19 protein-coding genes are annotated in these 22180 nt (G+C 35.4%); 16 read left to right on the plus strand and 3 right to left on the minus strand.

Features of this window, described 5'->3' with window-relative positions:
- Positions 1-2 precede the first annotated feature (2 nt).
- The 4 genes from SD1D_RS03025 (at position 3) to SD1D_RS12305 (ending at position 4613) form a co-directional block, all read left to right on the plus strand.
- Positions 3-1817 (plus strand): sensor histidine kinase, encoded by a 1815-nt coding sequence (locus SD1D_RS03025; protein WP_058257551.1) that lies wholly within the window; start codon positions 3-5, stop codon positions 1815-1817.
- Positions 1810-3270: a response regulator gene (locus SD1D_RS03030; RefSeq protein ID WP_058257552.1), complete on the plus strand. Its 1461-nt coding sequence runs from the start codon at positions 1810-1812 to the stop codon at positions 3268-3270. The genes SD1D_RS03025 and SD1D_RS03030 overlap by 8 nt, the downstream gene beginning before the upstream one ends.
- A 142-nt stretch (positions 3271-3412) precedes the next feature.
- Positions 3413-4183, plus strand: coding sequence for a delta-lactam-biosynthetic de-N-acetylase (gene pdaA, locus SD1D_RS03035; RefSeq protein WP_058259177.1), 771 nt, complete (start codon positions 3413-3415; stop codon positions 4181-4183).
- A 277-nt stretch (positions 4184-4460) separates the two neighbouring features.
- Positions 4461-4613: an RHS repeat domain-containing protein gene (locus tag SD1D_RS12305; RefSeq protein WP_087758739.1), complete on the plus strand. Its 153-nt coding sequence runs from the start codon at positions 4461-4463 to the stop codon at positions 4611-4613.
- 155 nt (positions 4614-4768) lie between these two features.
- Here SD1D_RS12305 and SD1D_RS03045 read toward each other — a convergent pair whose 3' ends face one another.
- Positions 4769-5608: an AraC family transcriptional regulator gene (locus SD1D_RS03045; protein WP_058257553.1), complete on the minus strand. Its 840-nt coding sequence runs from the start codon at positions 5606-5608 to the stop codon at positions 4769-4771.
- A gap of 147 nt (positions 5609-5755) precedes the next feature.
- On the opposite strand from SD1D_RS03045, the gene SD1D_RS03050 reads away from it, so the two are divergent.
- From SD1D_RS03050 to SD1D_RS03065, 4 genes are all read left to right on the plus strand, one after another.
- Positions 5756-6832, plus strand: coding sequence for a Gfo/Idh/MocA family protein (locus SD1D_RS03050; protein ID WP_058257554.1), 1077 nt, complete (start codon positions 5756-5758; stop codon positions 6830-6832).
- 68 nt (positions 6833-6900) lie between these two features.
- Positions 6901-8061 carry a Gfo/Idh/MocA family protein gene (locus SD1D_RS03055; RefSeq protein WP_058257555.1) on the plus strand — a complete coding sequence of 387 codons (1161 nt, stop codon included), beginning with the start codon at positions 6901-6903 and terminating at the stop codon, positions 8059-8061.
- Between the two features lie 109 nt (positions 8062-8170).
- A complete protein-coding gene (locus tag SD1D_RS03060) occupies positions 8171-9349 on the plus strand; it encodes a Gfo/Idh/MocA family protein (protein WP_058257556.1) in 1179 nt (392 codons plus the stop codon).
- A gap of 85 nt (positions 9350-9434) precedes the next feature.
- The gene (locus SD1D_RS03065) at positions 9435-11384 is read left to right on the plus strand and encodes a putative bifunctional diguanylate cyclase/phosphodiesterase (RefSeq protein ID WP_058257557.1); all 1950 of its coding nucleotides are present in this window, start codon (positions 9435-9437) and stop codon (positions 11382-11384) included.
- A 54-nt stretch (positions 11385-11438) separates the two neighbouring features.
- Here the strand turns inward: SD1D_RS03065 and SD1D_RS12255 are convergent, their stop codons facing one another.
- Complete coding sequence (locus SD1D_RS12255; protein ID WP_058257558.1) at positions 11439-11600, minus strand: hypothetical protein; 162 nt, start codon at positions 11598-11600, stop codon at positions 11439-11441.
- 12 nt (positions 11601-11612) lie between these two features.
- Positions 11613-11846, minus strand: coding sequence for a hypothetical protein (locus SD1D_RS03070; protein ID WP_058257559.1), 234 nt, complete (start codon positions 11844-11846; stop codon positions 11613-11615).
- A 161-nt stretch (positions 11847-12007) separates the two neighbouring features.
- Between SD1D_RS03070 and SD1D_RS03075 the strand changes: the two genes are divergently transcribed.
- The 8 genes from SD1D_RS03075 (at position 12008) to SD1D_RS03110 (ending at position 22159) form a co-directional block, all read left to right on the plus strand.
- A complete protein-coding gene (locus SD1D_RS03075) occupies positions 12008-12646 on the plus strand; it encodes a hypothetical protein (RefSeq protein ID WP_058257560.1) in 639 nt (212 codons plus the stop codon).
- A complete protein-coding gene (locus SD1D_RS03080; protein WP_058257561.1) occupies positions 12633-15098 on the plus strand; it encodes a homocysteine S-methyltransferase family protein in 2466 nt (821 codons plus the stop codon). The genes SD1D_RS03075 and SD1D_RS03080 overlap by 14 nt, the downstream gene beginning before the upstream one ends.
- Positions 15099-15116: 18 nt before the next feature.
- Positions 15117-16070, plus strand: a complete 954-nt coding sequence (locus tag SD1D_RS03085) for a glycosyltransferase family 2 protein (protein ID WP_058257562.1) — start codon at positions 15117-15119, stop codon at positions 16068-16070.
- Between the two features lie 24 nt (positions 16071-16094).
- Positions 16095-17024, plus strand: coding sequence for a glycosyltransferase family 2 protein (locus SD1D_RS03090; protein WP_058257563.1), 930 nt, complete (start codon positions 16095-16097; stop codon positions 17022-17024).
- Between the two features lie 292 nt (positions 17025-17316).
- The gene (gene ilvN / locus SD1D_RS03095; protein WP_058257564.1) at positions 17317-17826 is read left to right on the plus strand and encodes an acetolactate synthase small subunit; all 510 of its coding nucleotides are present in this window, start codon (positions 17317-17319) and stop codon (positions 17824-17826) included.
- A gap of 34 nt (positions 17827-17860) precedes the next feature.
- The gene (ilvC, locus tag SD1D_RS03100) at positions 17861-18871 is read left to right on the plus strand and encodes a ketol-acid reductoisomerase (RefSeq protein WP_058257565.1); all 1011 of its coding nucleotides are present in this window, start codon (positions 17861-17863) and stop codon (positions 18869-18871) included.
- A gap of 269 nt (positions 18872-19140) precedes the next feature.
- The gene (locus SD1D_RS03105; RefSeq protein WP_330398653.1) at positions 19141-20931 is read left to right on the plus strand and encodes a phosphoenolpyruvate carboxykinase (GTP); all 1791 of its coding nucleotides are present in this window, start codon (positions 19141-19143) and stop codon (positions 20929-20931) included.
- 238 nt (positions 20932-21169) lie between these two features.
- Entirely contained in the window at positions 21170-22159 is a 990-nt protein-coding gene (locus SD1D_RS03110) for a diaminopimelate dehydrogenase (protein ID WP_058257567.1), read from the plus strand.
- Positions 22160-22180: the final 21 nt, after the last annotated feature.

Below are 22180 nucleotides of genomic sequence, written 5' to 3' on the forward strand. Positions count from 1 at the left end.
TTATGAAAAAAAGTAGACAGTGGTTTAAGAGGCAAAAACTTAATATTAAATTTACCATTTTAATTGGAATGATTATCTTTATTCCGGTCTGTGGTATTTTTTCGCTTATTTTTCATAATTTAAAGGATAATAACAGTAAACAGGCAATTAGCAATCTTAAATATACCATGACACAGATACATGGTGTAGTACAAAAAACAGTGGAATTGTGTAATACCTCAACCCAAGTATTTTTAAATTATCAAAAGTTAAGTGAGTTTTTATTGCTACTTGAGAGGAAGGAGACACTAGAAACCATAGATCTTCTTGAATTCAAGGATGATATTGAGATACTTGAAAATATTGTTAACTCAAATCCTTATTTATATCAGATTAGAGTATATGCAAAAACCAATGATTTTCCTGAGATATACCCTATCCTTTTTCATCACAAAAGAATGGAGGAATTCGACTGGTATAGTACATATCAATCAGGGCAGTGGCAATTTGATTATACAGATGTTATGTCCTATAACTCAGTAAACACCTCAGAACATACTATGGGATTAATCACAAATCTAAATGACTATGAATATGGAGATATTGCTGTTATTGAGGTAGCAGTTCGAATGGAAGAGGTATTTGACTCAATCTTTCAATCAAGTAATCAAGAGTGGTGTGGCTTTGTAGATAAAGAAGGAAGAATTTATAGTGGCTGTGAGGAAGAATGCATTTGGGAAAGTCACAAGGAAGAGCTAATAAGACAAATACTAAATCATGGGAAAGGCAATGATGTTGATGAACAATATTTTGAGACTAAGTTGCTAAATAAGAAGGTTGTTGTAGGAATTCTACCTATAGAAGAACTAGAAGGTAACTTTGTCCGTATTGTTAGTATGGAAGACAGTATTAAGAATGTTTGGAAAAATCAAATCTTATTTATGATTGGTCTGGTATTTGCTTTCCTATGTCTTGTGGCTCTTATTAATATAGTAGTAAAGGCCTTACTAAAGCGTTTTTATTATATTTTAGATACAATTTCGAAGATTCAGGATGGAGATTTAAGCTTAAGAATTAACCGCTATGGCAGCGATGAGATGGGACAACTGGGACATGAAATTGACATTATGCTAGATACTATAGAGCGTTTGATGAATGAGAATCTGGCCAGGGAGTTACTTATGAAAAACTCTGAGATTAAGGCACTTCAGAATCAGATTAATGTCCATTTTATATATAATGTACTGGAATCCATCAAAATGATGGCTGAAATAGACGAAAAATATGAAATCTCCGATGCTGTAACCTCCCTGGGTAAATTATTACGTTACGGAATGAAATTTAGTTCAAAAAATGTCACTGTAGAGCAGGAGATTGAATATATCAGAAACTATCTTGATTTAATCAATCTTAGATTTGACTTTGAAATTATCTTAGCAATTAATATACCTCAATTTATCTACAAACAGGAAATTCCCAAGATGACCTTGCAGCCCATAGTGGAGAATGCAATTTATCATGGAATTGAGGAGTTGGCAGAAGATTCTAGTATTTATATTAAAGGATATGTTGAGGGTGAGGATATACTTATAGAAATTACTGACTCAGGAAAAGGAATGAATCAAGCAACTATTGAGCAATTACAGAAGAAGATTGCCGGAGAAATTGAATCCGGCGGAGGAAGCGGCAATGGCATAGGATTAAAAAATGTGCAAGACAGAATTCGTATTTCCTTTGGACCGCGGTATGGTATCAGCTTGTATTCAAAAGAACATTGCTATACCAAAGTAGTTGTTAGGTTACCAATTACTAATAGGGAGGTCAAGGGCAATGAATAAGGTGTTAATCGTTGAAGACGAGAAAATGATACGTAAGGGTATAGTGGCAATGCTAAAAAGAGCCCCGGTTGAAATTAAAGAAATTATTGAATGTAGAAATGGCAAAGAGGCTCTAGAACTACTACAAACTACAAAGTTTGACCTAATGATAACTGATATTCGTATGCCTAAAATGGATGGAATAAGCTTGGTAAAGCAGATAAGAGATATGCCTTCAAAGCCAATGGTAGTGGTGGTAAGCGGATATGATGATTTTAATTATGCTGTGGAAGCACTTCGTCATGGTGTAATGGATTATTTACTTAAGCCCATTGAGCGAGAAAAATTCTATAAGATTATGAGCAATATTCAGGAGGAAATAGACAGTAAGAAAGAAGAAACGGAGATATCTAAAAAGATTGGAAGTCAGCAATTAAAATATCTTTTGTTAAATAAAAGTATTACAAAAGAGGAAATCAATGCCATAGAGCAGCAATTTGCCAATATGTTTCCGGATACATATTTAATATGTTGCCTAAATAATAGAGAATTTAATATTACAGAAGATGATTCCCTAATTCTACTTCGGGATGTTGAAGGACAATCCTTGCTTATAATGGATAATGAACGGCTAAAAAAATGTATGGATGATGGACTTAAGAACCTAAGCGTGGGTATTAGTAAGGTTCATACTGGTATAGCAGAATTGAAGGAAGCCTATGGTGAGGCAGTCATAGCCAGAAGAGAAGCCTTTGTAAAATGCCTTCCCTTTTATCATTATGAGGATACCAATTTTGAATATGAGACGATACCGGAGAATTTTCCGGAACAGTTCATTCAATTGTTTGGTACACAAAAAGTAGAGGATGGGATTAAGAAATTTAACAACATACGCTTTAAGGCTAAGATGAACAAGATATCAGCACAGACCTTAATGGAAGTAACAAGAAGAATCCTTAAAGAGCTTATAAACACCTATGAGCGTATGATTGAGATTGATCTACAATCCTTCCAAGAACTTCAGGAACCATTAGATTATACCAATGCAGATATTTACTTTGAACGGTTTGAAAGTTGGATTCGTAAGATGCAACAGCTTATTATGGAAGAATTTGATGATTTTAAGAATAAAGAAAAAATAAATCAAGCTATTATATATATCCGTGAAAACTTTAATAAAGACCTAAATATGGCGGTAGTAAGTAATAGTATTTCAATGAATTATTCTTTGTTCTCCTTAAATTTTAAGCAATATACCGGAATGAATTTCGTAAATTATTTGAAGAAAATTAGAATTGAAGAGGCAAAGAGGCTTTTGGAAGAAACAGATGAAAAAATAATTGATATCAGTCAGATGGTAGGTTATGTTAATGATAAACATTTCATGAAAATATTCAAGAGTATCTGTGGTGTTTCTCCAAGCGAATATAGAAGAAATTGCATGTATCAGAAAAAAGAGAAGAATAAAAACTAAAAATTTTGCTTTGAGAAAAGACAAGTATAGGCAGGAATGAATAGATGATTTATCAAATATATTAGTATAAATACTTGTTGGAGTTTGATATAGGTTGATTAATTATAAGAAAATCGTAGCAACCGGTATTTTTTTTATTCTAATGTATTTTTTAGGTGGGGGACTTGCAATCTTGGTAAATGCTATTGAAAGAGACGAATTGAAAGAAGCAAAAGAAGAAAACTGGGGTTTGGGTTTTTATGAAAAAGGGCAGCAGCCGACTGCTAATGCCACACAGGATGAGTTAAAAAAATATGATGCATATTACATAGGGGATAGTAAGGAAAAGATAATTTATCTAACCTTTGATGCGGGATATGAAAATGGAAATACTCCTCCAATACTTGATGCCTTAAAAAAGCATAATGTTCCTGCAACCTTTTTCCTTGTAGGTAACTATATAACATCAAACAAGGATTTGGTCAAACGTATGGTGGATGAAGGACATTGTGTGGCAAATCATACATATTCACATCCCAATATGGCCAGTATCTCATCTATGGATGCTTTTCGTAAAGAATTAGAAGATTTAGAAGCAGCATTTGAAGAAGCAACCGGTCAGAAGATGCCCAAATATTACAGGCCTCCCCAGGGGAAGTTTAGTAAGAAAAATATGGAGATGGCAAAGGAGTTAGGATATAAGACTTTCTTTTGGAGTCTTGCCTATGTTGATTGGTTAAATGATAAACAGCCTACCAAGGAGCAGGCATTTGATAAGTTACTAGGAAGAATTCATCCCGGTGCAGTAGTCCTTCTTCATAGTACCTCTAAGACCAATGCTGAGATTTTAGATGAGTTACTTACAAAGTGGAAGGAAATGGGGTATAGATTTGGGTCATTGGATGAACTGATTGAGTGTTATGAAAATGATTAAATGATTTTAATATAAGTCTATTTATAGTGGAATTGTTATCTTATATATGAGGTAACAGTTCCATTTTGTATTTTAAGTAACTTATAAAATAACGACCTTCGAATATGATGCTGTTGGAAATGTAATCAAACAGGTAAATTCTATTGTTGGTACTACACTGTATACTTATGATGCTGCCGGCAATGTACTTACAAAAACAGATCCCGATGGAAATGTAACAAAATATGAGTACGATAAGCTATCCAGACTAATAAAAGAAATAAATCCATGGGGAGGCGTGACAACTAATGAGATGGATCTTCTGAAGGAGCTGACAAATGCAAGAGGGCAGAAGACCTTCTATGAATATGACAAGGCAGGAAGAATAATAAGCTATACAGATACCGAAGGTACTGTAAGTTACACCTATGATAACAATGGCAATGTTTGAAAATGGAAGCATTGTTCAGGAAGGCTCTCATGAGGAGCTGATAGTTCATACGGACAGACAATATTATGAACTTTATATGGCACAGGCACATCACTACATAGAGAAATAAATCCAAATGTCTATTCATGGAGCTATAAACAATTATCATCTATTTATCAAAAGGGCTGTTCTTGATATTTTTTTGGTGAGCAGCCTATTTGCTTTTTAAAAGTTCTGGCAAAGTTTGAATAATCATTAAAGCCTGACAACCTACAGGTTTCATTTAATGAATAGCCCTCGGTCAAATATTTTTTAGCCAGTATAATACGTTTATATATAATATACTGCTGCAAGGGTATACCGGTTACTTTCTTAAAGCAACGGCTGATGTAGGTGGGATTATGGTGGATGTGGTCGGCAATATCAGCCATGGTTATAGGTTCTGTTAAATGTTCATCTATAAACTGCATTGTTTTGCTTACAATCGGAGGCATAATATTAGTATGTTTTGCCTGAGTCTTTTCAAGAAATATATTGTTAACAAAAACAAGAATTTGGCTAAGGTAGGATTTGGCTAAAATATCATGTCCGTATTCCTCTGAATCTAAAAGATTTTCCACTTTATGAACCAAAAATAGAAATTCATTTATCTGATGCTCCTTAAGGTAAGTAAGATTGTTTTCGCCAAATGGCCTGTCCATAAAGCATTTGGCAAGATCGGTCTGTTTTGTTGAGAATGTATTAAACAAAGGAGATCTAATTGAAATAGAAACTCTTTCGTATATGTTATGGTTAAAACACTCCACTCTGTGCAATTCGCTGGGGCGTATATTAAAGAGGCAGCCACGCTTCATTTGATAGCAATTTTGCTCTATATAATAATTAGCCTCCCCTTTTAGAAAAAGATATATTTCAAATCCATCGTGGTGGTGATATGGACTTGTAAAATGTCCCCCATTTTTATGTTCACATATTAAGTCTTTACTAAGGGGATGGTAGAATTTTTCTCGATCCATTTTATCCTCCTTAAAAAGTTGTATTACGCATAAAACAGGTAGTTATATGCCTAGCAATAGTCATAAATTGATTTTATACTAATATGTAAAAATAAGCAATATGTATATTAAGACTTACTGATTTTTATAAGCAAGGAGTGTTAGGGTATGAATAAAGCCGATGGAATGAATTATGCACCAAAAGGAAAACCAAAGCCGGTAGTAAAAGAAGGAGAATTTTGCATTGCTGCAATTGCCCTAGACCATGGTCATATTTATGGAATGTGTAATGGGCTTACTGAGGCAGGTGCAAAGCTGAAGTGGGTATATGATCCCGATGAAGAAAAGGTAAAAAAGTTTGTCGAAGCTTTTCCGGGAACCATGGTTGCATCAAGCATGGAAGAAATTTTAACTGATCCTGAAGTTAAGCTTGTTTGCTCAGCGGCAATAACAAGTAAAAGATGTGAATTAGGTCTAAAAGTTATGGCTGCAGGAAAGGATTATTTTACAGATAAGGCACCTTTGACTACTCTGGCACAGTTAGAGGCGGCCAAGGACATGGTCAAAAAGACCGGTAAAAAATACATGGTTTATTATAGTGAACGTATCCATGTGGAAGCAGCCGTTTTTGCTGGGCAGCTAATAGAGGAAGGTGCCATCGGCAAAGTTATACAAGTCCTTGGAATGGGACCCCACAGATTAAATGCCCCGGCCCGTCCTGATTGGTTCTTTATTAAGGAATATTACGGAGGCATCCTATGTGATATAGGCAGTCATCAGATTGAACAGTTCCTATATTATACAGGGGCTAAGGATGCAACAGTTGTTAAAAGCCAGATTGCCAATTATAATCATCCACAATATCCTGAACTTGATGATTTTGGCGATGCTATGTTAGTCGGAGACAATGGTGCTACTCAATACTTTAGGGTAGATTGGTTTACACCGGATGGTCTTAGTACCTGGGGTGACGGCCGTACATTCATACTGGGAACTGAAGGCTATATTGAACTTCGTAAGTATGTCAATGTTGGCATGAACGATGGTTCTTCTAACCATGTATTCCTTGTAAACGGGCAAGGAGAGAAGCATTTTGAAGTGACAGGCAAGGTTGGCTATCCATTCTTTGGTCAACTGATACTTGACTGCATAAATCGTACTGAAAATGCCATGACACAGGAGCATGCATTTAAGGCTGCTGAGTTAAGTGTAAAAGCCCAGATGCAGGCTAATAAGATTGTGTAAATTAGAAATAAACATTGCTTACCTAAAAAACTCATATATATAAATGGAGCATAGAAAGGAAATATATTATGTTAAATGTTGCTATAGTAGGAACCGGTAATATTGCCCCTATCCATGTAGAAGGTTTATTAGAATTTTCAGATCGCTGTAAGATAGTTGCACTTTGTGATATATATCCCGAGAAGGCAGAGGCATTAAATAAAAAATATAATTTAGATTGCGAAATCTTTGATGATCATGAGAAAATGTTGGCCTCAGGCATTAAGATAGATATTGTTCATATATGTACACCCCCTTATGTTCATGCAGAGATTGCAATTAATTCCATGAATGCCGGAAAGCATGTAGTAGTAGAAAAACCTATGGCTACCTGCTTGGCAGAATGTGACGCCATGTTGGAGGCTGAAAAAAGAAATAATGTGGTAATGTCATGTGTAGCACAGAACCGTTTTCGAAATTCCATATATAAATTAAAGAAAACAGCTGAAAGTGGTATTGCAGGAAAGATTTGCTATGCCAATGTCAAATCCTATTGGTGGCGTGGTCATAGTTATTATGACTTATGGTGGAGGGGCTTATGGGAAAAAGAAGGCGGTGGACCAACCCTTAATCATGCTGTTCATCATATTGATATGGTTAACTGGATTGAAGGCTCCTTGCCTGAGGAAGTTACAGCCATGCTTGCCAATGTAATGCATGATAATTCTGAGGTAGAGGATTTATCTATTGCAGTGCTTCGTTATCAGGACGGTAGCTTGGCTCAAGTTACAAGCTCTGTTGTACATCATGGGGAAGAACAAGGTATTGAACTGCAGTGTGCAGATGCTAAAATATCAGCACCTTGGGATGTGAAAGCTGAAATTTCTAGACCTAACGGATTCCCTCAAGAAGGTGGTAACAAGGAACTAGTTAATAAAATTGAGGAGTTTTATAAATCCCTTCCTGATCTTAAATACGAAGGACATACAGGACAGATTGAAGATGTTTTAAATGCAATTGAAAATAATAAAAAACCACTTATAAGCGGAGAGGATGGCCGTAGAACCATAGAGCTTATTTCTGCTATTTACAAAGCAGGTTGCAAAAAGGAAATTGTTAAACTTCCCTTATCTAAAGATGATGATTTTTATACTTTTGACGGTCTTTTAAAGAATGCAGTACGTTTTTATGAAAAAGCTACTGCCATTGAAAACCTACCCCCTGATGATATAACAGTGGGAAATTATTAATCTATTTTAGGGCTTAGTCATTTAATATAAATACTCAAGTATTTGAGTAGATTCCGGCAGCTGTTAAAGCTGCCGGAAATCATACTTGGCTGCAATAAGGAGTCGCGACATGAACAAAGTTAGAATTGGAATTATAGGCATAGGAAATATAGGAAGTGCCCATGCCCTTAATATATTTAATGGAAAAATTAAAGGGCTAGAGCTGACAGCCCTATGTGATATAGACCCAAATAGGTTTAAATGGGCTAAAAACACCTTCGGTATGCAGATACCATTATATTCTGATTATCGTTTATTATTAAAAAGTGGACTGGTAGATGCCATTTTAATAGCAACTCCCCATAGTCTTCATCCTTTTATAGCCATGGATGGATTTAGGGCCAATCTTCATGTATTAACAGAAAAACCTGCAGGAATTGATACTTTTCATGTAAGACAGATGAACAAAGCGGCTAAAGAATCAGGAAAAATATATGCTATTATGTATAATCAAAGAACAAATCCCCTATTTGCCCGTCTAAAGAGTATGGTAGAGGAAGGTAAACTGGGGGAAATAAAAAGGTTTACATGGATTGTAAGTAACTGGTATCGAACCCAGGCTTACTATAATTCGGGAACTTGGAGGGGTTCTTGGAGTGGGGAGGGCGGTGGAGTACTAATGAACCAATGTCCCCATAATCTTGATATTTGGCAGTGGATAACCGGTATGCCAGTTAAAATACGGGCTTTCTGCAAATATGGTCACTATCATAATATTACTGTTGAGGATGATGTTACTATAGTGGCTGAATATGCCAATAAAGCAACGGCTGTATTTATAACATCAACCGGTGAATACCCGGGAACTAATCGAATGGAGTATATAGGTACTAAAGGTAAAGTTATAATAGAAGAAGGAATATTAAAGTTTTATAGTCTTGAATCCGATGAACGGGAGATACGTTTTACCACTGATGCTGCTTCTCCTAATATAGATGTTTATTATGAGGAATTTAAACAAACAGAGCCTGAAAGCGGCCATATAGGAATCTTACAGAATTTTACCGACGCCATATTATATAATAAAGATCTTCTTGCTCCCGGATATGAAGGAATTAATGGGCTAACCATCAGTAATGCAGCCTACATGTCTGATTGGTTAGATTCTTGGATAGATTTACCTTTGGATGAAGAACTATATAGACGGCTGCTTAAAGAGAAGCAAGAAAAGGAAGTAACTATAAAAAAGCAAGCATTTAAAGAAAACCTAAACGGTAAGTACAATGAACGATGGCAGGTAAGATGGTAGTAGATATTTGACATATAATAGTATATAAAATATAATAAAAGTATATTTACCGCCATAATTTGTGCATTTTATACAAGGAGATAATATGTTTAAGAATATGGCACAAAAGAAAAATAAAGAATTCGATAAAAAAAATATGTCTAAAGATGCATATAAAATTTCTTTGATTTATGCATTTTTTGGTGGTATGTGGATTTTATTTTCGGATACAATATTAGGATATCTTTTACCTAATATGGAAAAATATAAATACTTTCAAACAATTAAGGGTTGGTTTTATGTTTTAGTTACAACCCTTTTAGTTTATATACTAATAAAACGTCGTGTCAAATTATGGAATGCATTGATCTTTTTGGAATCTGAACTGAGTTATCAGAAGAAGCTAAATGAAAATATTATTGCAGAAGCACCATCCATTATAATCACTTGGGATGATGACGGACGGATTTTGTCTATTAATCCTTTTGGTGAAAAAATCACCGGTTACTCCCAAGATGAGCTGGTAGATGGACCGGGCTGGCCTATCTTAATTTCTAAAGAGCAGGATTCTAAATTTCAAGAGATATATCAGGATATTAAAAAAAGTGATAATGCCCTAAATTATGACGGAGCAATTATTACTAAGAGCGGTAAAACAATTGATATTTTGTGGAGTAGTAAAATATTAGATTCAGAGTCAGACAAGGGAGATAATATATATGTTTCCATAGGCACTAATATTGAGGAACGAAAAAGATATGAAGAAAAAATCAGACTTATGGCATATTATGATCCTCTGACTGGACTACCCAACAGGTTTATGTTTGAACAAGAAATTGCCAGACGTATTAAGGAAGAAGATTCTGCTTTTACAATTGCTTATATGGATATCGATAATTTTAAGAATATTAATGATTCTTTAGGGCACCAGGCAGGAGATGTATTCCTAAGGTATTTTGTGGAAAGCATAATAAAAAAAGTTGAAGATAAGACATTTGTGGCTAGACTTGGTGGGGATGAGTTTGCTATTTTATTTAACAGTAGCTGCCATGAGGATATAATGGAAGAGGTTGGAAAACTTTTAAGTTATATAAATAGGATATGGACTTATCAAAATAGGCAATTTTATATATCAATGAGTGTAGGGGTAGTAATATATCCTGAACATGGAAAAGATACATCTGATCTATTAAAAAATGCTGATATTGCCATGTATGGTGCAAAAAGAGAGGGAAAAAACAGAGTCTTATTTTATAAAGATGACTTAAGGGAAGAAAATACGAAATTAGCCAACATGATAAATTATATACAGGAGGGAATAGAACAGGAACAGTTTTATCTTGAATATCAACCTCAATATAGGCTCAGTAATAAGGAACTAACAGGCATGGAGGCTTTGCTTAGATGGCAACATCCTAAGGAAGGCTATATTTCCCCTGCTGAGTTTATTCCTATTGCTGAAAGAACCGGTCAGATTTATCGGTTGGAAAGACTTGTATTAAAAAAAGCTTTAGAACAGAAAATGCTCTGGGAAAAACAGGGTTTTACCGATATAGAATTGGCTATTAACTTATCTACAAAAACACTTACAAGTAATATTAATTTTAGTGAATGGGAACAGATATTAGATAGTTATTCTGTAGACTATTCCAAGATTGTTATAGAAATTACAGAGACAGCTGATATTTTAAATGTTGATAGTGTAATTACAAGGTTAAGTAATTTAAAGAAAAAAGGTATTAAAATAGCCTTAGATGATTTTGGTACAGGTTATGCTTCCTTAAATTACTTAACGAAATTCCCAATTGATATTATAAAATTAGACAAAAGCTTTATTAATGCTATTACAAAAGAGGGTGTGGATACTTTATTAATTAAAAATGTACTAAGACTAGCCTATGAGCTTAAATTTAATGTTATTGCAGAAGGCATTGAAACTAAAGAGCAGATGCAGTATTTAATAAATTATCATTGTGATCTAGGTCAAGGATATCTATTAAGTAAGCCCCTATCAGAGTATAAGTTGCTTAGGCTTTTGGAAAATGAAAATACATAATAATAAAGTAAGCTGGTGCAAAATGTACCAGCTTTTGTTATGGAAACTTATGATTTATTCATTTTCTTCGGCTTCGGCTTCTTTTACAATATCGTCTAAGACATTAATTAAATCATGGATTGTATATAATTCTACATTTCGATCCAAAATCAAATTTTTTAAATCTACTGAAAGGGTTTCAAATTTATCTTTAATAGCCGGAGCTACATATGACATATCAATCACCTCTTATATAATTTGGTCGCCACCACTAGTTTTCTGCTTAATAAACATTTCCATTTGTTCTACTGTGCTAAATTCATCTAAATGTTTTTGTACTTCTTGTCTGGTATCTTCGTCTAGACCGTCTAAGCGTTTTTCTATTTCAGATTTATTATTTAAGTAGAAATGAGTTATACTGGAATCTGACATTCCGCCATTAAATTGACTTCCGGTATCTATAAAACCGCTGAAATTCATCATAAAATCAGCTCCTTTCTATTCAGTTATAGAGTCAGTATTTGCTATTTGAACTTTCATTATTCTTTTAATAGGCTTTATGTATACATCCATTTTTTGCTTGTGATAGCTTTTATAATAAGATATAATTGAAATAATCACTGGGAATACTAAGGAGGAAGATTATGAAAAAAGCCTTAATTTTACTGGCAATCGGTATCATATTCTTGGCGATTGATATACAAGTTCCGATAGGAGAAGACTATCCACCTATGGAGATGGTAGATGAGTTAGGTGATGAAATTCAAGGTAAGATTATAAATAATTTAATCGGAATCCGTCCTTATATAGATATTTTTTCTGATACTTTAGGGTATGCTTTTCTTTTAATAGCTTCCTTGTTTTTATTAAAATATAATTTTAATATTATTTTTGCTATGATATGTATACCCATTTCTATTTATTTAAAAATAACTATGATAAAGCTTCCCTATAGTTTAGTTCTTAGGGAATTATATTTAAAGATGGCCGGTTATCATTTTCTGACTGCAGCTTTTGAGATATTGATAGAATTTATTATAATAAAGGGAGTAATATCTGTACTTCAATGTACTCAGACTAAATGGAGTGTTAATGAACTTATGGTCGGTTGGATTTTGGCTATGATAAGTAAGGGGGTTCTTACGGGTATTCATTTTTTCTTTGGCAGAGGAATTTTCTATTCAATATATTCACTGGTCATGGTAGGAGCTACTATGTTTTATCTAAATAGGTTGTATCTAGTGTCAAAATTTAAACTGGAGGGTAATAATGACAAAGAATGAGTTTAAATTATTAACAGAATCAAAAATAGTCATTTTGGATGGAGCATGCGGAAGTAACTTACAAAAGAGAGGAATGCATTCCGGTATATGTCCTGAAGAGTGGATGGTTAATAATAAAGATATAGTTATAGAACTACATAAGGAATTTTTGGAGGCAGGAACCGATATTTTATATGCCCCCACCTTTACGGCTAATAGGATTAAGCTAAAAGAATACGGGAAAGAAGATAGTATTGCTTATTATAATAATGAATTAGTGGATATAAGTAAAAAAGCAGTGGAATTATATCGACAAAATACAGGTGATATGAGAAAAATATATATTGCCGGAGATATTACCATGACCGGAGAGATGGTAGCTCCCCTTGGTAAGCTCTCCTTTGAGGAGCTTGTAGATGTATATAAAGAACAGATGAGCCATCTTATATCTGCCGGTGTGGATCTTTTTGTAATAGAAACCATGATGAGCCTTCAGGAATGTAGGGCTGCACTTTTGGCTGCCCATGAGCTGTGTGACCTGCCCGTTATGGTCTCTTTAACTTATCAGGAAAATAACCGCACCTTATATGGAACTGACCCGGTAACAGCCGTTACTGTATTGCAGGCAATGGGTGCTTGTGCAGTTGGCCTTAATTGTTCTACAGGTCCCGATAAGATGCATGAAATTATAAGGCAGATGAAGCAGATAAGCCATGTTCCCTTAATAGCCAAACCTAATGCAGGGGTACCTTATCTAAAAGACGGGCAAACCGTATTTCCCATGGAGCCTTGTGAATTTTCCCAGGAAATGATTAAGCTTGTAGATGAAGGTGCGGGTATTATAGGGGGCTGCTGTGGAACTACTCCTATGCATATTAAGAAGCTGGCAGAAAGTGTAGAGGGAAAGAAAGCTCCCCAAATAAATAAGACCCATTATAGGGCTTTAACAACTGAAAGAAAAACCATACCCATATCCTTAGAGGGTAGATTTATGGTTGTTGGTGAAAGGATTAATCCTACGGGCAAGAAAGATCTTCAAGAAAGTCTGAGAAAAGGGGATTTTTCACTGATTTCCCGTATGGCAACAGAACAAACTAATCAGGGAGCAGATTTTCTTGATATTAATGTGGGAATGAGCGGCATTGATGAAAAGGAAACTATGCTTAAGGCTATGGAAGAGGTTATGAATGTTACGGATTTACCTCTTTTAATTGACACTAGCAATCCTGAAGTTATGGAGGCTGCCCTAAGGGTGTATCCAGGACGGGCTTTGATTAACTCCATTTCCTACGAAAAAGAGAAAATAGAAAAACTTCTTCCCCTGGCAAAAAAATATGGTGCAATGTTTATTCTTCTTCCCTTATCAGATAAAGGTCTGCCCGGTAATTTTGAAGAAAAGAAGCAAATAATCCATAATATACTGGATAAGGCCTTTGCCCTGGGTCTTACCAAAGAGGATGTTATAGTGGACGGTCTGGTTAATACTGTAGGAGCCAACCCCAATGCGGCCCTAGATGCCATAGAGACAATCCGGTATTGTAAGAACCAGCTGGGAGTAGGAACTATAATCGGTTTATCTAATATTTCTTTTGGCCTTCCTAAAAGGCAGTTTATTAATAGTACTTTTTTGGCATTTGCCATACAGGCAGGACTAACTATGGCTATTGCCAATCCTTCTCAAGATCTTCTTATGAATACTGCCCTTGCTTCCGATCTTTTGCTTGGAAAGGAAGGAGCAGCTGAAAGATATATTAACAATGTATCAGATATAGAGATTAAGGAAAAAGCTAAGGAAAGTATTAGTCATAAGGATACAAAGGAGACTCAGCCTGATAATAAGGATACATCCCCAATCTATCAGGGGGTGTTAAAGGGAAATAAAAAAGATATTATAAAGCTTGTAAAAGAAGAGTTGGATAAAAATATTGCAGCGGCTGATATTATAGATAAGATGTTGATTCCTGCCATTAATGAAGTGGGCAGATTATTTGAAATTCAGAAATATTTTCTGCCACAGCTTATCTCTTCTGCAGAAACTATGAAACTGGCAATTGATTATCTTGAACCTATGCTTATAAGTACAAAAAGTGTAAAAAATCAAGAGACTATTGTAATTGCTACAGTAGCAGGTGATATTCATGATATAGGAAAAAACTTAGTTGCCCTAATGCTGAAAAATTATGGTTACCGGGTAATTGATTTGGGCAAAGATGTACCCACTGATAAAATTATAGATACTGCAATAAAAGAGTCCGCTGATATAATAGCCTTATCGGCCTTGATGACCACAACCATGGTAGAGATGGAAAAGGTTGTTGAAAAAGTAAGGGAAAAAGGCTTAAAAGCCAAAGTCATCATTGGAGGAGCGGTTATTACCGAGCATTATGCTAAGGAAATTAAGGCAGACGGATATTCTCCCGATGCAGGGGCTGCAGTAGAGTTAGTAAAGCGGCTTCTTAAGCCCTTACAATAAGAGAAAGGGGATAATAAAGTGTTAGATAAAGAGATAAAAGATTTTGATGTTGATGTTATTATACCTATATATAAGCCGGATAATAAGCTTTTTAAGCTTCTTGATATGTTAGAGGAACAGACTATAAAACCTAAAAAGATACTGCTTCTAGAAACTGTAGATGATATAAACCATATTAAGGCAATAAGCGGACCTTCCCTAAGAGATAATATAGAAATCCATTATATTAATAAAGATGATTTTGACCACGGAGGAACCCGTAGGTTTGGTGCCTCTATGTCTGAAGCTGATGTTCTTATGTTTATGACTCAGGATGCGGTACCGGAAAATGAGCTTCTTATGGAAAAATTGTTGGAGCCATATAAAGATCCAAAGGTAGCGGCAACTTATGCTAGGCAGCTGCCCGATGAAAAAGCAGATATACTGGAACGCTATACCAGAGATTTTAATTATCCTAATAAAAGCATGATAAAATCTTATATGGATATAAATAAGCTGGGTATAAAAACATATTTTTGTTCCAATGTATGTGCTACTTACCGAAGAGATGTATACAATAAACTGGGTGGTTTTGTTGAAAGAACAATATTTAATGAGGATATGATTATGGCTCATACCATGATTCATGCCGGTTATAAGATTGCTTATCAAGCAGAAGCCAGGGTTATTCATTCCCATGTTTATTCTTATTTGCAGCAGTTATCAAGAAATTTTGACCTGGGGGTTTCCCATAGACAGTTTCCCCATATATTTCTTAATATAGGTACTGAAACAGAGGGTATACGCTTAGTTAAAAACACCCTACAGCATTTGATTGACAATAAGAAATTTTTAATGATACCTGATTTAATTTTAAGTTCAGGCTTCAAATACCTCGGTTATAAATTAGGGATAAACTATCTTAAATTACCTGATAATTTTGTAATACAATGCACCATGAATAAAAATTATTGGAAAAATGGTGTGAAATAAAGGATTTAAGCAGGAGAATGAAACATGGATAAGGTAACTATTGTAATGGCAACCTATAATGGTGAAAAGTACTTAGAAGAGCAAATAAATTCTATTTTATCCTCAACCTATAAAGAAATAGAACTTCAGATAGTTGATGACGGTTCTTCAGATTCTACGATAGAGATATTAAACCGTTATAAAAGTTTATATCCTGATAAGATTTATATCAGCCAAAATAAAACTAACATGGGAGTTACTTTAAATTTTTTAAATGCCATCAGCAATACAAGTACAGATTATATAATGTTATGTGATCAAGATGATGTATGGAATAAGGACAAAGTGGCAAAGACCTTAAAACGAATGAAGCAGATGGAAATTCAGTTCGGAAAAAAGCTCCCAATTGTAGTGTTTACTGACGCTTGTGTTGTAGATAGTAGATTGAATGTCATACATGAATCCTTTTTTCGTTCAGGCAGGTTAAATCCCGGCTTGACAGATCTTGCCCATATGTTAATGGAGAATAAGCTGATTGGCTGTACTGTTATGATTAATGGAGCTGTACGGAGAGTTCTAAAGAGTAAGCCCCTGCCAAAGAAGGCTAGATTTCATGACGGATGGCTGGGCTTAATAGGAGCAAGTTTAGGAAAAATCAGTTTTATAGAAGAAGCAACCCTTCTTTATCGTCAACATGAATCAAATGTAGTAGGTAACAGGGGTTTTATGTCCTATGTAATTGACCGAGTCTCTAGTTTAAAAAAGCAAAAAGAAGCATTGTTAGCTCTACAGCATCAAGCTGATGAATTTGTAAATTTATATCATGATTTAATTAGGGATAAAAATATGGACTTGATACGGCAATTTGCAAATTTGTATAAGTACGGATTTATAAAAAGAAGATTACTTATAATAAAATATAAATATTTAAAATCGGGAATTATTCGTAATATTGGACTAATGATTATAGTGTGATTTATGAATTATTATAATTTATCAGTTAATATCAATGAATTATTATGCAAGATTATAAAAAAGTAGCATATAAGGCTTTTTCTTTGAAAATCAAGGCTTTATTAATATTTAAATAAAGTAGTGTCAGCACTTGACAAACAAGTGTGTAATTGCTACAATATCATTCAATTAAAAATAATCTTATAACTTTATTTTTATACAGCAGCACTAGCCCCATAACAGTTGTACTGTTGTGCCGGGGCTATTCTTATAAAATAATAGGACTGTATCTACATATAGAGAGGAGAATGCTATGAAACGTATGGTCTTGTCAATACTGGTGGAAAATACGGCCGGAGTACTAAGCCGTGTTGCCGGTTTGTTTAGTAGAAGAGGCTATAATATTGACAGCTTGACTGTAGGAGAAACTCAAAATCCCGCCATTTCAAGAATGACAGTCATGGTACATGGAGACGATCAGATACTAGAACAAATTAGAAAACAGTTACAAAAGCTTGAGGATGTAATCGAAATTCAGGAACTGGTAAGTGGTGAATCTGTTACAAGAGAGTTGATTTTGGTAAAAGTCGGCGCCGTTGGACAGGAACGTCAAGCAATTATATCCATAGCAGATATATTTAGGGCAAAAATCGTTGATGTAGCACTGGAATCTCTTATGATTGAGCTTACAGGTAATCAAGAAAAGATAGATGCCTTTATTAAATTACTGGAACCTTACACAATAATGGAATTAGTACGGACAGGAATTACCGGTCTTAGCAGGGGTTCCGGAGATATAGCAGACTTTATTGATGAACGATAAAAATTTTAACCTAAAAAATGGAGGATAGATTAATATGGCAAAGATTTATTATCAACAGGATTGTAATTTATCACTATTAGACAAAAAGACAGTAGCTATTATAGGATATGGTAGCCAAGGTCATGCCCATGCTCTTAATCTAAAAGATTCCGGTGTAAATGTAGTTATTGGACTTTATGAGGGAAGTAAATCATGGCCTAAGGCAGAGGCAGCAGGATTTGAAGTATACACTGCGGCAGAAGCAGCTAAGAAGGCAGACATTATTATGATTTTAATTAATGACGAAAAACAGGCTAAGCTTTACAAAGAATCAATTGAACCTAATCTAGAACCCGGTAATGCTTTAATGTTTGCCCATGGATTCTGCATCCACTATGGTCAGATTATTCCTCCAAAGGATGTAGACGTTATGATGATAGCTCCAAAGGGCCCCGGACATACTGTAAGAAGTCAGTACCTAGAGGGACAAGGTGTTCCCTGCTTGCTAGCAGTTCATCAAGATGCAAGCGGAAAGGCTCATGATTTGGCACTGGCTTATGCATTAGGAATAGGTGGTGCAAGAGCAGGTGTTCTTGAGACAACTTTCAAAGAAGAAACAGAGACCGACCTTTTTGGTGAGCAGGCTGTATTATGTGGCGGTGTAACCGCTCTTATGAAAGCTGGTTTTGAAGTTTTAGTAGAAGCCGGATATGATCCTGCCAATGCATATTTTGAGTGTATCCATGAGATGAAATTAATAATTGACCTGGTTAATGAGAGTGGTTTTGCCGGAATGAGATATTCTATATCCAATACAGCAGAATATGGTGATTATATTACCGGTCCTAAGATTATAACAGAGGAAACAAAGAATGCTATGAGAAAGGTTCTTAGTGATATTCAGGACGGAACCTTTGCAAGAAACTGGCTCCTTGAGAATCAAATCGGCTGCCCTAACTTCAATGCAAAAAGAAAAATTGAAGCAGAACATCCTTTAGAAAAGGTAGGAGCAGAGCTTCGCAATATGATGAGCTGGACTAAGAAAAACAAATTAATCGATAACTAAAAAGATTCAATTAAAAGGTTGCCGGTAATTATAAGTGTTACCGGCGACCGTTTTTAACATTATTCTATATTTGATCTAATTAATCTGACAGTATAAGGAAGTATTGTTAAAATTTCATTAAAAGCTTTTATTCCATAGTAAAATTAGGTATAATAAGTAGTGTATTTCTACATTTAGATATTGTATAAAGACTTTTTACAAAATTATAATATCTTTAATGTAGAAAGCTGCATATATAAACTAGAATAAATAGAAAGTGGTGAATAGCTATTACGAACAAAAAGTTACAAGCATGGGTTGATGAAATGGCAAAAATGTGCCAGCCTGATAAGATTTATTGGTGTGATGGTTCACAGGAAGAAAATGATCGTCTTTTAAATGAGATGGTTGAGTCCGGTATGGCTATACGTTTAAATCAGGAGAAACGCCCCGGATGTTATTTGTTCCGTAGCCATCCTTCAGATGTAGCACGTGTGGAAGATAGGACATTTATAGCATCTAAAAGAAAAGAAGATGCAGGTCCAACAAATAACTGGGTAGATCCGGATGAACTTAAGGCTACTATGACTGAGTTATATACCGGTTGTATGAAAGGAAGAACCATGTATGTTATTCCTTTCTCCATGGGTCCTATCGGATCACCTATATCCAAAATTGGTGTAGAATTAACCGATAGCCCTTATGTTGTAGTAAACATGAGAATTATGACCAGGATTGGAAACGAGGTTCTTGAGGCCTTAGGCGAGGATGGAGATTTTGTAAAATGTCTTCATTCAGTAGGGGCTCCTTTAAAAGAGGGCGAAAAAGATTCCACATGGCCATGTGCTCCTATGGAGCAGAAATATATTAGCCATTTCCCTGAAGAGAAGACAATCTGGTCTTATGGTTCCGGATATGGCGGCAATGCTCTTCTTGGTAAAAAATGCTTTGCTCTTCGTATTGCTTCAGTGCAAGCTAGGGAAGAGGGCTGGCTGGCTGAGCATATGTTAATACTTAAGCTTACAGATCCTGAAGGAAATGTAAAATACATTACTGGAGCATTCCCCAGTGCCTGTGGTAAGACAAACCTTGCCATGTTGATACCTACAATTCCAGGATGGAAAGTAGAAACTATTGGTGATGATATCGCATGGATGAAGTTTGGTGAAGACGGAAGGCTTTATGCTATTAATCCTGAAGCCGGCTTCTTTGGAGTTGCACCGGGTACATCAATGGACTCAAATCCTAATGCGATGCACAGTATGGCTAAAAATACAATCTACACCAATGTAGCTCTTACCGATGACGGTGATGTATGGTGGGAAGGCATTGGAACCGAAGCACCTGATCATTTAATCGACTGGAGAGGTAATGATTGGACTCCGGATTCTAAGGATCCTGCAGCTCATCCTAATGCAAGATTTACAGCACCTGCCAGTCAGTGTCCTGTTATTGCCCCTGAATGGGAAGATCCTGCCGGAGTACCTATTAGTGCTATCTTAATCGGCGGTCGTAGACCTAGCACTATTCCTTTGGTACATGAAAGCTTTGATTGGGAGCATGGAATTTTCCTTGGCTCAATAATGGGATCAGAGATAACTGCTGCTGCAATTTCCGACAATATCGGTAAAGTACGTCGTGATCCATTTGCTATGCTTCCTTTCTGTGGATATCATGTTTGTGATTATCTACAGCACTGGCTTGATATCGGCAAGAAGACTGATCCTGACAAATTACCTAAGATCTTCTACGTAAACTGGTTCCGTAAGGACGAAGAGGGAAGATGGTTATGGCCTGGATTTGGTGATAACAGCCGAGTATTAAAGTGGATTGTTGAAAGAACCAATGGTACCGGTAAGGCAGTTAAGACTGAAATCGGTTATCTACCTACACCGGATGCTATTGACACAACAGGCTTAGATATCAGTGAAGAAGATATGAATGAACTTCTTTCTGTTAACAAAGATGAGTGGTTGGCAGAAATTGCTTCAATAAGACAGCACTACGCCAGCTACGGCGAAAAACTTCCTAAGGAACTGGCAAATCAGCTGGATGCTTTGGAAGCTAGACTTAAGGCTTAATAATATATTTTATATATAATATATCTCATATGTAATATATGGACTTTTGCAAATAGTTAATAACTATGGGCAAAAGTCCATTTTTCTATAAGAATATTAAAGTAAAATGATTTTAATTAACTATATCAGAATAAGAAAATTTTTGTAACCAAGAATAAGTTATGGTATAATCTACACTACAAGTAAAGCATAAATCCACTGAAGATATATAAAATTCCATAGGAATAGGAGGACGCTTATGAATAAAATTCGAATAGGAATACTAGGATATGGCAACTTGGGAAGAGGCGTAGAACAGGGAATACTTCAAAATAAGGATATGGAACTGGTAGGGGTTTTTACCAGAAGAAATCCAATAGATATTCAGCTTACCACAAAAGATGCTAAAGCCTATCATATTAAGGATGCTAAGGAAATGACCGATATAATAGATGTAATGATTTTATGTGGAGGAAGTAAGTCAGATCTTCCAACCCAAGGTCCGGAATTTGCAGGATTATTTAATACTGTAGATGGCTTTGATACCCATGCAAATATTCCCCAATATTATGATGCTGTAAATGACTCAGCCCTAAAGGCAAAAAAGACAGCTGTAATAGCCAGTGGTTGGGATCCCGGTATGTTTTCTCTAAATCGTCTGTATGCAGAGGCCATACTACCTAAGGGAAAAGGCTATACTTTTTGGGGCAAGGGAGTAAGCCAGGGACATTCTGATGCCATTAGAAGAATTGAAGGGGTTGCGGATGCAAAACAGTATACAATTCCTATAGAAGAGGCCATGGATAGAGTAAGAAAAGGTGAATTACCGGATTTTACACCAAGGCAAAAACATCTTCGTGAATGTTTTGTAGTAGCAGAAGATGGGGCTGACCTTAATAGGATAGAGAATGAGATTAAATCTATGCCAAATTATTTTAGTGATTATGATACAATTGTTCACTTTATTTCAAAAGAGGAATTAGAGAAAAATCACAGTAAAATGCCCCATGGTGGTGTAGTTATCCATAGCGGAAAAACCGGCCTTAATGATGAAAACAATCATCTTATTGAATATAGCATAAAGCTTGATGCTAATCCGGATTTTACGGCCAATGTATTATTAGCATATGCCAGGGCTGTATATAGACTTAATAAAGAAGGTATTTACGGAGCAAAGACGGTATTTGATATTGCACCGGCATATCTTTCCATAAAATCTAATGAAGAATTAAGAAGGACCTTATTATAAGCTATAGTTACGAGGGAGGAA

This window comes from Herbinix luporum (assembly GCF_900070325.1).
Taxonomy (GTDB): Bacteria; Bacillota; Clostridia; order Lachnospirales; family Lachnospiraceae; genus Mobilitalea; species Mobilitalea luporum.